The following is a 13,417-nucleotide window of genomic DNA, read 5'->3' on the forward strand; positions in this document are numbered from 1 at the left end:
CCTTTGAAAGCAGTTTTGGAGCAGTAACGTGAGCAAGCCCCCCGCCAACCGGTTCCGTCCTTCCGATCACAGCTTTGCGGCGGAGAGCCTGGCGCAGATCGGCCGCGGCTATGTGGTGCCGGACCGGGTGGCGCTGATCACCGGCTGTTCCAGCGGTATCGGCCGTGAACTGGCACTGGCATTGCACAGTCGTGGCACCATTGTCATCGCCACCGCGCGCCGCGCCGAAAGCCTGCTGGAACTGGCCGACCTGGGTATCGCTACCGAGGCGCTGGATGTGAACTCCCAGGCGGATATCAACCGCGTGGTACACGCCATCAAAACCGCCTACGGTCGCCTGGATATCCTGATCAACAATGCGGGCTACGGGCAGATGGGCCCGCTGCTGGAACTGGACACCCGCGCGCTGGAGGCCCAGTTCCGCACCAACGTTTTTGCCCCCATGGCCTTGGCCCGGGCCTGTGCGCCTCTGCTCAAATCCCGGCGCCACGGCATCATCTGCAATATCGGTTCGGTGTCCGGGGTCCTGCCCACGCCGTTCTCCGGTGCCTACTGCGCCTCCAAATCCGCCCTGCACACCCTGTCTGACGTGCTGCGGTTGGAACTGAAGCCCTTTGGCATCCGTGTGATTACGGTACAGCCCGGCGCCATTGCCTCGGAATTTGGCCGCCATGCGGAAACCTCACTGCGCGGTATGCTGGCACCAGACTCCTGGTACAAACGCAGTGAAGATTCCGTAAGGGCACGGGCGGTGGAGTCCCAGCAGAACGCCACCCTGGCGCGGGACCTGGCCAAGCGCCTAGCCGCCGAGTTACTGCGCAAGCGCCCGGCAACGCTCCTCAGAATCGGCAACAAAAGCCGTCTGCTCCCCTGGATGGCCCGCTGGCTGCCCCGCCGGCTACGCGACCGCCTGCTGTCCAAACGCTTCGGCCTAAAGCGTCTGCAGTTTTCCAACCAGTAACTCTGTTCATAATCCGCGCCATAACCGGATGCGAAGGCACTGCCAACGGGTAGGACTTTGCGGGACCGTCTGCGGCCAGGACGGCCGCAGCCGAGCCCCCATGGATGGGTTAACGGGGGGGCGCCTAGCTCGTGTCCCGCAAAGTCCTACCCGGTGGTAGTGCCGCCACAAAACACTGCGACAGGCATCCAACCACAAATCCACTATGTTTGTGGTTAGCCCAACGATTTTCTGTGGGCCGAATCAGATCTGGAATTCTGTCCCGCTATGGCCCTCGACCAGATAATCATCCTTGTCATTATCGCCGTCACCATTGTCCTGTTTATCTGGGGCCCCTGGCGCCACGATATGGTTGCCCTGGCATCGCTGTTGGCCTGTGTGTTCACCGGGCTGATCGAGCCGGAAGATGCCTTTACCGGCTTCGGCCACCCCGCCGTAGTGACCGTGGCCTGCGTACTGATTTTGAGCCGCGGGCTACAGAATACCGGCGCCATGGACGCGCTGGCGCAGAAAGTCGTGCCCAAGAAGGGCAGTATCACCCTCGCCATTGCCGCACTTACCGCCCTCGGTGCCGGCATGTCCGGATTCATGAACAACGTCGGCGCCATGGCCCTGCTGATGCCGGTGGCCACGGACCTGGCGGACCGCTACCAGCTGCCTCCCGGCAAGGTACTGATGCCGCTGTCTTTCGGCACCATTCTCGGCGGTATGACCACCCTGATCGGCACCCCCCCGAACCTGATAGTGTCCGGCTTTCGCGCCAGTGCCGGTGCGGGCAGCTACGGCATGTTCGATTTCACCCCGGTGGGGTTGGTGGTGGCGCTTGTGGGGGTGATGTTTGTCGCCTTGATCGGCTGGCGGCTGGTACCGGCGCGCACCCAGGCGGGGGCGGGCACCTTTGATACCGGCACTTATCTCACCGAGGCGCTGGTGGGTGAGAAGAGCGCGGCCATCGGCAAGTCCCTGGCGGAACTGGTGAAAATGATCGGGGATGAGGATGCCCAGGTGATCGGCCTGGTCCACAACAATGCGCGGGTATCCACCGCCATGCCGGGGCTGCGGGTGCGCGCGGGGGACCTGCTGGTGATCGAGGCAGAACCGGAATCCCTGTCTTCGGTGCTGTCGAGCCTGGGGCTGACCCTGGCGGCAGCCCCGGAGAGCGGCGAGGCCGACAACAAAGACAAGGAAAAGCAGGCGAACGGGCAGGCGGGCGAAAAAAGAAACGGTAACGGCAAGGCGGACGGAGCTGGCGGGGACACCGAGGCCGACAAGGCTAGTGAGAGGGCGCCCGCGCCCGCATCGGCGCCCACCGGTACGCGTAAGCTGGTGGATATCGACGAGGTGGAAATTCCCCCCGAGCTGACGCGCGAAGGTGTCGCCCCGGAAACCCCGGCGCCAGTGTCTGACGAAGCCGGCGACGGTAAGCGAGAGAAAAAAGAGTCTGAAGAGAAGCGCGCCAGGGATAAAGCGGATCTGGTACTGCGCGAGCTGGTGGTACTGCCGGATTCCTACCTGATCGGCCGTAGTGCGCAAAACCTGCGGCTGGCGGGGCGTTACGAAATCAACCTGCTGGCGCTGTCCCGCCAGGGACGCCGCTCGGTGAAGCGCCTGCGTTCGACGCCACTGATGGCGGGGGATGCACTGTTGATGATGGGCACCGAAGAGAACCTGAGTAACTTCGCCAACGAGCAGCGCTGCGTGCCCCTGGCGCAGCGGGACATCACCATTCCCAACAAGGAGAAGGCCTATGTGGCGCTGGTGGCCATGGCGCTGGCGGTGGCCGGTGCCGCTTTCGGCCTGTTGCCGGCGGCCATTTCCTTCGCCACCTGTGCCCTCGCCTTTATGGCGCTGAAGGTGGTGCCCCTGCGCAATGTGTACGAGGCGATCGACGGCTCGGTGATCGTGTTGCTGGGTGCCCTGATTGCGGTGGCTGAGGTGATGGACTCCTCGGGGGCGGCGGACGTGGTGGCCAAATCGATGCTGGACAATCTCGCCCAGGGTAATCCGGTCATCGCGCTGGTGTTGATCCTGGTGGTTACCATGACCCTGTCGGACTTTATGAACAACGCGGCTACGGCCGCGGTGATGTGCGCTATTGCACTCAGCGCGGCAGGGCAGTTGGATGTGAATCCAGACAGTTTCCTGATGGCGGTGGCCATTGGGGCTTCCTGTGCCTTCCTGACACCCGTGGGGCACCAGAACAACACCCTGATCCTGGGCCCCGGTGGCTTCAAATTTGGCGACTACTGGCCCATGGGGCTGCCCATGGAGATACTGGTGATACTGGTTTCCGTACCCATGCTGCTGTGGGTCTGGCCGCTGTAAACTGTGTAATTCGCCGGTTGGCGTCGTTAGGCAACGTCGTCATCCGGTGACTGTGCCAGATCCGCCAGATACTCGCCGCAAAAGCGCAGGGCATCGGTCACAGTGATGATGCCCGCCAGTTCTCCGTCTTTCATCACCAGTACCGAGCCGATACCGGTGTCTGCCATCGCCAGCAGGATTCTGTCCAATGGGTCATGGATGTCTGCGATATAGGGGCGCCGGGCACACAGGTCGCGCACATACAGTTGCTGTTCTTCCAAGCGGTGGCCGGGAGACTGGGCCCTTTCGATGTCGCCCCGGGATATGATGGTTTCCAGGTCGCCGTCGCGGGTAACCGGCAGGTGATGGACGCTGTGTTCCTCCATCAGCGCCTGTGCCGCTTCGATGGAGGCATCAATATCGATATGGTAGGGAAAGGGTGTCATCAGTGCCGCCAGGGTCGGCATATGATGGATATCCCGCACTTTTGTCATGGCTATGTTCCCCCGTGGCTGGATTTACTGCGGTATTTACCGTTTAGACAAGAATAGAATAGCGAGGCGTTGTGGGCCGGGGCAGAAATGTCGCCAATAGCAGTTAAAAAATATAAAGCCAGTTGGCTAGCGGCGGACAAATCAGTATTATGCGCACCCTCAGGGGCTGCGCTTTATATAGCCCGGGCTTTAATATCTGCCCCCCGTTGAAATATCGGCCGTCGACCTCATTAATAGTGAATTCGAATGGATCCGATAAAAACTCTTAATCGCCGTCTGCTCGCGTTGTTGCCTACTTTCTTTAGGGCAACCGGGCTATAGAGCAATCGGACTTTAGGGTAACCGGACTTTAGCTCGAATGGGCTTTAGGGGGGCGCGAGCGTTGCGATACGGATATATCCGGCGGGGCTGGGAAGGCTTCCAGGGGATATAAATCGCACTCCGATAATCACCATGCATGTACCCGCGGACGAACGAATATATCGTTCGACATATGGGTGGCTGAACATATGTACGGTAATTCGGAAATTCGGTGAATCGTTTGCCCCCGAATAGCGTCCGTTGGATATGGATATATTTCCGAGTGGGTTTGTCTATTTGATATAGGCCGGTATATAGCGCCAAGCCTGCCTGGCTCGCGCTGAATCCCCGCAGGATCATTTACTCACCGGTATTGGCCGGCGAGCCACGAATTACAATACTGGCGATTAATCGCCAGCAACACACGATCGAAACAACATAACTTGATTGTTACAGAGGCTCCACAACCATGTTTCAGGAATACGACCAGATTGAACAGCAAATCGCTGAGCACCAGGCCAAAATCGAAGAGCTGCAAGAGCAGAAGGCCAAAGCAGAACGTAAAAAGCAGGGCGTAATTGCCTTTGATAAGGCGCTGATCAATCTGGCGGCGGAATATGAAGTAGAAGAAGAAGAGTTCTACTCGGTTCGCGGTGAGCAGATTGTTGACTGGCTGGTCGGTCAGTTGGGTGAGGAAGACGCACCGGATTACGTACGCACCCTGAAGGCCCGCGTTGCCCGCGCGCTCAAGCGTGAAAGCGAGGGCGGTCGACGCACCACCCGCCGTGCAGCAGCGACTTCAAAGCCGGCAGAACCGAAACTGGAAACCGGTCACTACCGCAACCCTTACACCAATGCCACCATCGAGAAGAAAAAGCGCAATCCCAAGCAGTTGAACCAGTGGGTTGCTGAGCATGGGCTGGAAAAAGTGCAGTCCTGGAAAATCTGATTTCCCTGCTCGATAAGATCCCGATTCCGGCGGCTGCGGCCGCCGGAATACTTTTTCCTCTTTTGTATTCCCTTTTTTGTACTCCCTTTTTTATATTTCCTTTCATCGCTTTATCGCCGAATTGTTTTTTACCGCGCGTCCTGCCCGTATATCGTATCCCACCTGATTTTGGACGCGGCGTATTTCTTCCCTTGTAGCGGTGCAACTCCTTTCTTTTTACGTCAATCGGTGTTTTCCCGCGCTATCCACAAGCCGTTGCCGGGGGTTATCAACAATACTTTCCTAGATCTGAACGGTACGTATTAGTTTGTTGTTGATCGACAAGGAGTCGCCCGTGCCTGTGAGGCTAGTGCCACTGGGTGTCATTGCCCGCCATCCGCGTTTGCCCTCCGGGTTGCCATTACGCCTGTGGCATTCCTTGTGTCATTCATTGTGCTTCTCACTGTGTCTCTCCCTTTGCCTGTTGCTTGGCGGGTGCGATTTTGGTGGCGATTCGGATCGCGACCCCAGCAGCCGCGCCCTGGGCAGTGGCAGCAGCAGCGGTTCCAGAAGTGGCAGTTCCAGTAGCGGCTCGGGCAGCAGTTCTGGTGCCGGTACCGGCCCGGAATTACGCGGCGAATTTATTGGTATTCAGGGGCTGCGTTTTGAGACCCCAAGCTTCTCCGGCGTGACCGACAGCAGCGGTACTTTTCGTTACCGCGCTGGGGAAGAGGTGTTCTTTTCCCTCGGCGGTATTGCGCTCGGTTCGGCAACGGGAGCGCCGGAACTGAATCCCTTTGATCTGGTGGATGCGGTGCCCTTTACCGAAGAGGCCGCTCTGCGCACCGCGCTGGAAAATCATCAGCGGGCGGATGCCCTGGATTTGGTGTCGAATATGATGCTGCTGTTTCTCACCCTGGACCGGGATCGGGACGCGGAAAACGGCATCGACCTCAGCGACTGGGATTCGGATCTCGCCGATTACCGTTTGGACTTCGCCTATGATCTCTACGCCTTTCCTTTCCGCCGCGGCCTGGATTCTCTGCCTGCGATAAAAACCGCCTTTGATATCGATTACTGGGTGCCCTTGGAGGAACCGCTGGTTTATCTCTATGACGTCCTTGGTATTTTTGTGCCCACGCTGGTGCCAGTGCGCGAAACCCGCGATTTTGACGACAACAATACCATCGAGCAGGAAGTGCGCTGGGTGTATAACGATTTCGGGCTACCGGAGGATATTCGCCTTACCTTTCTGCCGGACACCGCCAGTACCTGGCGGGAGCGGTTGCTTTACGACTACGACAGCATGGCGCGCCCTGTTTTCATGCTGCGGGAAACCGATACCAACGAAGATGAAACCATCGATTTTTTCTATCGTTCAGAGCGTTTCTTCAATGACAATGGTTTCCTGGTAGAAGTTATTGAGGAAGACGGCCAGCCATTACTGAGTGAGCGGCGGAATTATCGTTTCAGCTATGACAAGGGCGGCAATAAAACCCTGTTTCGCTACCGCCAGGATATCAATGTGGATGAGATCTACGATCGCTTTTTCCGCATCGAAAACCGGTACGACGACGATGGCCTGCTGATTGTCCGACTGGAAGAAACGGATCTTAATGGCAATGGTCTGCTGGAGCGCCGCCGCCGTTTCGAATTTTTCTACAACTCCGCCGGTTTGTTGGTGGAGCAGTTGGATGAGCTGGATGATGGGGTAAGCATCGCTATAGACGAGGTGGTTGATGAGCGAATGGAGGCCACTTACCGCTACAGCAGCAGTGAACGTTTACTGAGGCAAACCCTGCGCTTTGACGACAATGGCGATGACATTGTCGACCGTGAAAATACCTATCAGTTTGCCTATCTGAGCAATGGCCAGTTGCGCGAAGAAGTGTGGGAATCCGATGTCAACCTGGACGGTACCGCGGACTTCCGGCGTACTTTTGAGTACCGCTACAACAGCGATGACAACCTTATTCGGGTTGAAATGTCGCTGGACGAAAATGGTGATGACATTCTCGAGGGCAGGTCACTGACCGAATACCTTTACAACACGCGTGGGCAGTTGCGGGAAACCGAAATCACCACATTCAATGGCAATGACGAGCAGCAGAGCGTGATCACCATCACCCGGGTGTATGGATCACGCGGGCAACTGGAAAACTGGTATCGGGAAGGGGAAGGGTTGACCGGTATCAGTAATACACCCTTGCGGCTGCGCTGGCGTTATCTGGAAATCGACGATGGCCTGCGCTACCTGATTGACCACTTCCGCTACCGCCAGCCCATGTACACCGAAGTGGGTACGCTGGACCTGAACCTGCCCTGCTGGAATTACCGTTTTGCCGAGGGCGGTACCCTGTGCACCCTGAGCTGGCCCCAGCAATGGCAATTGTACTGGGACGAATTCTGGAAAGCCCCGGGCGTTAATCTCGGTGGGCCCACGGTCATTAGGCCCTGACAGAAAACGGCGTCTTCTGCCGGATATGGACTCGCTCAGAAATTGAAACGGATATCGCCGTAAATGCTGCGTGGCTCACCGATAAAGTAGCGGTCGCCACCACCGAGGCTTGAAAAATCCGCGCGCTCTGCGTAGTCGGTATTGGTCAGATTTTCGATCCGCAGCCCCAGGGTCAGGTTGCTGCGCAGGGACTGCAGTAGCCGAAGGTGTAGCAGGTCGTGCCCGGTATAGCGATGCGCATTTTCGATATCCGTGAAGTAGCTGCCCATAGACTGCCACTGCAATGCCAATCGGGTGCCATCCATCGGACTGAAATTGACGGTAGCGGAGTGCATCTGGCGCGGTGCCGTATCAATATCATTGCCGTCGCTCAGAATCAGTCCGGAACCCGGCTCACTGACGTTGCTGGTGTAGAGGTGGCGGGCAAAAGTGCCGGCCAGATTCAATGACAGCTTGTCGGTCAGTGTCCAATCCAGCGCGTATTCCAGTCCATAGTGCCGGCTTTCCCCACTATTTAAATTGAGCCGGTCGGAAGACTGAAATACGACATTGGACTTTTTCATGTAAAAACCTGTGAGGCTGTAGTCCAGCGCGGTGCTATTACCGTTACCGTTTCGGCCTCGAAATCCAAACTCGAAACTGTCAATTTCCTCGGAATCCAGGTCTGCCTGTGTCTGGCCATTTTGCAGTCGGTACAGCTCGGTGGATTGCGGTGCGCGAAAGCCATGGGCAATGCGCAGGGTAGCGGTTAACGCACTAGTGAAGTGATGGAGCAGGCTGGTATTGACGGACAGGTTGGAAAAGCTATCGCTGCGATCGTCGGGGCGTGAATAGCGGCAACCGGTGGCACCGCTAAAGGTGTTGCTACACACTTCACCACTGTCTTTGGTATCACCGCCGATCATGTGGTTGTCGTACTGGTAGTGCAGGTATTCTGTGCGGGCGCCCAGTGTTGCGGTGGTGCTCTCATTGACGTTCAATTCCGCATGACTGAATAACGCAGCGACGGCCGCGGTAACCGAATAATCATAGTGTTTGCCCTCAGGAAAAACCGAGAAGCCGCCGTCCTGGGTCTGCCGGAGCCAGGCATCGGTGTATTCCAGATCAATACCGCTGCTCAATTCCAGATGGTGATTCACCGTGTGGCGATAGGCGCTCTGCACGCCCAGCCCCTGCTGGCCATTTTCCTCCACTGGGGTGCCCGGCAAAAAATGCATCAGAAATTCCATGTTCGTGTGACGGACGTAGGGGGTGAGCTGCAGGTGGTTGCCATTGTCCAGCGTGCGCGCCAGTTGCACCTGGATGCGTGCGGACAGACTTTCGCGAAAGGCTTCCGGGTTCGGGTTTTCCCGTTTGCGATCCTTGTCTTTGTAGGTGTCTTTTCCCGTGACGTAGCCCGCGGTTTCCTGGTTCAGGTTGGCCAGACTAACCAGCGTTTGCATTGACCAGTCTCGCCAATCACTATCATTGAGCAGTTGCAGTTTTTGCTGATCATATCCAGCGTCGTGTTTGTAACCGCCGTCGCGGCTACCACTGAAGCCGATACGGAAACCTCCCTCTGTATCACCACGGCTGTGCTGCAGCTTTATCCGCTGATAGTCGTTGGCGCCTCCCTCGATGACCGCGCTGGATTCCCGCCCATTCGCCGGCGCTTCGCTGAGCACGTTGATCACACCGTGTTGGGCATCGGAGCCGTAGAGCACCGTGCCCGGCCCGCGCAACACCTCAATGCGTCCGCCCAGTTCAAATGCGGTATCGAACAGTTGATTGACGTTACAGAAGCCGGTGCCGCGCACGGGAACCCCATCCTGGGTGATGGCAAAAGCACCACAGCTGCCGGCGCCGGTAAGTACCGGTGAGCGCAGGGCAATCAGGCTTTCCTGGCCGTTGCCGCGACTGACGAGTGCCCCGGGCACTGTGGAAAACACCTGGCTGGGATGGATGGGCGCGGCAGACTGCAGGGTTTCCCGGTCCACCACCGAGAGAGATTCTGCCAGCTCGCGACTTGGGCGCAGCTCGCGGGTACCGGTGACCGTCAGCTGTTCCAGCTGGCCGTCGTCAGGCGAGGTGACGGCAGCGCTCAGGCTGTTAGTAAAGAACAGCAGGCCAGAGGCGATCAGGAAGTGATGGCAATGCTTCATTGTGGCGGGGCGTTTATTTCGTCCTGGATTTCGGGGTGCAAAATAGCACGAATACACCGGCTCTTCCCGCTTGCATACTCTAATACAAGGTTGGCGGGTTATTTATTGTGTTGAAGCCCAATTCATTCCAGATCGTTCAATGCAGTGGGCCCTTTCTTTACATTGCCCATCGGCGTTGCTATCAATAATCCCGGTGTGCTGCTCGGTGCCGGATAAATTTAAAGCGGCCATTTATCGACGGAATGAAATCGACAAAATAATAAGGAGACATCTGTGGCGATACTGTGCTCGGCAGAATACTGCCGCCGATTGTGTAGTGGTATCTCGGTGGTCTGCTGCCTGTTACTGTGCGGTTGTGGTTCAGGTGGGTCTGGATCTACGGATTCTGGTGGCAGTAGTAGCTCAAGTTCCAGCAGTGGCTCGGGTAGTAGCTCCGGGAGCGGCGGCACGGGTGAGGAAGCCGAGGGCATATTCAACGCTGGCAAAATTACTGGCGTTTTTTACGAGACCCTTAGCCACTCCGGCTTGATCGACGCCGACGGTATTTTCCGCTACCGCGACGGAGAAAGCGTGCGTTTTGCCCTCGGTGGCATTGAGCTGGGTTCGGCCCGCGGCGAGCCGACCCTGGACCTGTTTGATTTGGTGGGTGCCCAGCCGGTGGTCGACGAAGCCGTGCTCAGGGCTGATCTGGGCAATCGCGCGCGTGTCACAGACCTGGATCGGGTGGGCAACAGAATACGCTTATTGGCGACTCTGGATCGTGATCGCGATCTGGATAATGGGATCAATCTTGACGGCTGGCACGCTGAACTGGCGGATTACCAGGTCAGTTTCGAGTCCGATCTTTACCTCTTCCCACAGCAGCGCAACCTGACTGCGCTGACCACCCTCCGCACCGCATTCGATATCGACTATGAGCCCTCCTTGGCGGCACCGCTGGTCTTTCTATACGACAGCCTCGGCCTGAAAGTGAAGGCACAGCTGCCGGTAAAGGAGTCGGTGGATTCCGGGGAGGACGGTAGCGTGGAGCACGAAACCGAGACCAAGTACAACGATTTTGGCTTGCCGGAAACAGTGCAGCGTATGCAGATCCCCGGCAATGGCCAGACCTGGCGTCAGGTCGTATCCTACCGCTACGATGATGAGGCGCGCGTGCTGCAACAGCAGTCCGAACACGATACCGACAACGATGGTCTGGCGGACTCCCGGTTTTCCTACCACTATCGTTACGACAGCAGCGGGCTGCTACTTGAGCAGTCACACGAAACCGGCGATCCCGAGGTGAATGCGCGCTCAGTTTCGCTGTATCAGTACGATAGTGGCGGCAATCAAATTCGTCTGGAGTACGAACGGAAGGATGCCGAAGGCACACTGCTACGCCGGGACCTTACGGTCAGCCGCTTTACCGGTAATGGCCTGGTGCGTGACATAGAGCGGCAAAATAATACCGATGGCGATTCGGGTCTCGAGTTGCACCAGCGCATTGAGTATCAGTATTCCTCCGCCGGGCTGAGATCCTCCTCGCTAAATACCATCGATGGCGGCAGCACCGGTGCCGATGGCGTGATCGATACACGCACCGAGTCGACGTATATGTACGACAGTAGCGACCGACTGATTCAGGAGGTGCAACGCACTGACGGGCAGGCCGATGGGATAGTGGATAGCGAATTGACTACTCGCAGACGCTATGACAATCGCGGCTTTCTGGTTGAGGAAATCAAAGAGTCTGACCGTTACGCGGATGGCAGCATCGAGTCTCGCCATACCCTGCTTTACCGCTACGATAATAGCGGCAACCTCACGGGGTTGGAGTCACGCTTTGATCGCGATCTGGATGGCAACCCCGAGACTACGTACACCACCGAATATAGTTACAACAGTCGCGGGCAGTTAGTGTTGCAAGAGAACTCCTCACATCACAGTGATGGTACAAGCGGTACGGATTACAGTGAGCGACGCACCTATGGCGTTCATGGGGAAATGTTGACCCGACGTACCGAAAGCCACGGAAGCACTTACACGGTAAACACGCCGGTGATCACCCGCTGGGATTACCAGCCGAGCGACGATGGGCTGCGACACCTTATTGATCACTACAAGTATTCGGGATCGCCTGTCGCGCTTGTAGCAAGCAGCTGTATGGCACTGTCGTTTGGCGGTGGCGTTATTGCTTGTGCCGATTGATCGACGGGCAAAGTAGGCTTAAGGCGTAATATGCAAAAATTGAAAAGAGGCCCGGATGGGCCTCTTTTTTTGCGCAATGTAACTTTGGCACAGTATGGATCAGTGCATTTTCAGGCGGGGCTTCACAAAGCGGTTGGCCTGCCCGATCAGATACAGCAGCATCGCTTTGGGCCAGCCGTGCAGCGCTGCCAGGTGCATGCGGTACAGCGAGCGATAGGCGAGCCCTGCGAGCCGCCCCTCGATCGTCAGGCTGCCTCTGACCAGTCCACCCATCAGGCTGCCCACCGCATCGAACTTGGATAGCGACACCAGTGACCCCCGGTCTTTGTAGGTAAACCCTTGCAGTTCTGCCGCGGGGTTTTCCACCAGTGCGATCAGGTTGTCGCGGGCGGTCTTTGCCATTTGCTGCGCAGATTGCGCCCGCGGAGGCACTTTGTGATCGGCGGAGTCGATACAGCCGGCGCAGTCGCCCAGAGCGAAAATGCTGGGGTCCGTTTTCGAGCGCAGGGTGGTTTCCACCTCGATCTGGTTCTGGCGGTTGAGTGCAAGCCCGTCCATTTGCTGCAGAAAGTCCGGCGCCTTTACCCCCGCCGCCCACACGCGAATGGCCGCGGGAATTTCCTCGCCGTCTTTGGTCACAAAACCGTTGCTGGTCGCTTCCGCGACCTGGGTGCCGGTGAGCACCCGCACGCCCAAGTTGGTGAGTTCCTTTTCCGAGCTGTTGCCGAGGCGCGGTGGCAGCGCCGGTAGCAGGTGCGGGCCGGCCTCGATCAGGGTGACCTTGAGGTCGCCGTTTTTGATGCGCCCGTAGTGCCCCATTTCGTGTACTGCATCCACCAGCTCCGCGGCCAGTTCCACCCCGGTGGCACCGCCGCCGACGATAGCGATGTGCACTTCCTCGGTGACCCGGTTTTCCAGCTGCAGGAACTGATCAAGCAGCTTGGTGTGGAATTTCTGCGCCTGTTCCGCGCTGTCCAGGAACTGGCAGTTGGCGCGCACCCCGGGGGTATTGAAATCGTTACTCTGGCTGCCGAGGGCGAATACCAGGTAGTCGTATTCAAGTTCGCGCGCGGGTACCAGCGGTGTGCCATCTTCCCCGCATACCTCGGCGAGCTGAATGGTTTTTTCTTCCCGGTTTAATCCTTGCAGGCTTCCCAGTTCGAAGTGAAAGCCGTTGGCACGGGCATGCACCTGATAGTTGAGCGCATCGAGGCTGGAATCCAGTGCACCGGTGGCGACCTGGTGCAGCAGGGGTTTCCAGATATGGGTGCGGTTTTTGTCGACCAGGGTGATCTCCGCAAGCGGGGACTTGTTGCGGCGGTGGAAGCGGTTGAAGGAGAAATGACGGCCGAGGCTGGTAGCCAGCTGTAAACCACCGGCACCACCGCCGATTATGACGATTTTCTGCATGACAGAGTTTCCTGTAGAGCTAAAAAATATTGTGCTCTCCGCGCCTGCCGGTGGCGGCGCGCTCTGTGATGACCCTGTACTTTTGTTCTTGTACTTTCGTTATCGACTTTCTGCGGGATCGATTTTACCCGGCAGTATTGCCGCCAAAGCGTTGTTTGGCAATCGGAGAATGGTTTCAGTAGAAATTATCACGGCCTGAAGTGCGGCTCGGATCGCGGGTGGCGATAGCGGCGG

9 protein-coding genes are annotated in these 13,417 nt (G+C 57.7%); 6 read left to right on the forward strand and 3 right to left on the reverse strand.

Annotated elements, in window-relative coordinates; translation table 11 throughout:
• Positions 1-28 precede the first annotated feature (28 nt).
• Both M0G74_RS15335 and M0G74_RS15340 read left to right on the forward strand, forming a co-directional pair.
• The gene (locus tag M0G74_RS15335) at positions 29-961 is read left to right on the forward strand and encodes an SDR family oxidoreductase (RefSeq protein WP_248219280.1); all 933 of its coding nucleotides are present in this window, start codon (positions 29-31) and stop codon (positions 959-961) included.
• A gap of 231 nt (positions 962-1,192) precedes the next feature.
• Entirely contained in the window at positions 1,193-3,286 is a 2,094-nt protein-coding gene (locus tag M0G74_RS15340) for an SLC13 family permease (protein ID WP_282450257.1), read from the forward strand.
• Positions 3,287-3,312: 26 nt separating this feature from the next.
• Here M0G74_RS15340 and M0G74_RS15345 read toward each other — a convergent pair whose 3' ends face one another.
• The gene (locus M0G74_RS15345) at positions 3,313-3,759 is read right to left on the reverse strand and encodes a CBS domain-containing protein (RefSeq protein ID WP_248219282.1); all 447 of its coding nucleotides are present in this window, start codon (positions 3,757-3,759) and stop codon (positions 3,313-3,315) included.
• A 769-nt stretch (positions 3,760-4,528) separates the two neighbouring features.
• Here M0G74_RS15345 and M0G74_RS15350 point away from each other — a divergent pair.
• Positions 4,529-5,008: a hypothetical protein gene (locus M0G74_RS15350; RefSeq protein ID WP_248219283.1), complete on the forward strand. Its 480-nt coding sequence runs from the start codon at positions 4,529-4,531 to the stop codon at positions 5,006-5,008.
• A 334-nt stretch (positions 5,009-5,342) separates the two neighbouring features.
• Positions 5,343-7,445 (forward strand): hypothetical protein, encoded by a 2,103-nt coding sequence (locus M0G74_RS15355; protein WP_248219284.1) that lies wholly within the window; start codon positions 5,343-5,345, stop codon positions 7,443-7,445.
• A 35-nt stretch (positions 7,446-7,480) separates the two neighbouring features.
• Here M0G74_RS15355 and M0G74_RS15360 read toward each other — a convergent pair whose 3' ends face one another.
• The gene (locus M0G74_RS15360; RefSeq protein WP_248219285.1) at positions 7,481-9,586 is read right to left on the reverse strand and encodes a TonB-dependent receptor; all 2,106 of its coding nucleotides are present in this window, start codon (positions 9,584-9,586) and stop codon (positions 7,481-7,483) included.
• 273 nt (positions 9,587-9,859) lie between these two features.
• Between M0G74_RS15360 and M0G74_RS15365 the strand changes: the two genes are divergently transcribed.
• A complete protein-coding gene (locus tag M0G74_RS15365) occupies positions 9,860-11,773 on the forward strand; it encodes a hypothetical protein (RefSeq protein ID WP_248219286.1) in 1,914 nt (637 codons plus the stop codon).
• 99 nt (positions 11,774-11,872) lie between these two features.
• Here the strand turns inward: M0G74_RS15365 and M0G74_RS15370 are convergent, their stop codons facing one another.
• The gene (locus M0G74_RS15370; RefSeq protein ID WP_248219288.1) at positions 11,873-13,183 is read right to left on the reverse strand and encodes an NAD(P)/FAD-dependent oxidoreductase; all 1,311 of its coding nucleotides are present in this window, start codon (positions 13,181-13,183) and stop codon (positions 11,873-11,875) included.
• Between M0G74_RS15370 and M0G74_RS15375 the strand changes: the two genes are divergently transcribed.
• Entirely contained in the window at positions 13,182-13,382 is a 201-nt protein-coding gene (locus tag M0G74_RS15375; protein WP_160154606.1) for a hypothetical protein, read from the forward strand. The genes M0G74_RS15370 and M0G74_RS15375 overlap by 2 nt on opposite strands.
• Positions 13,383-13,417: the final 35 nt, after the last annotated feature.

It is taken from the genome of Microbulbifer sp. CAU 1566 (assembly GCF_023156515.1).
Lineage (GTDB): Bacteria > Pseudomonadota > Gammaproteobacteria > Pseudomonadales > Cellvibrionaceae > Microbulbifer.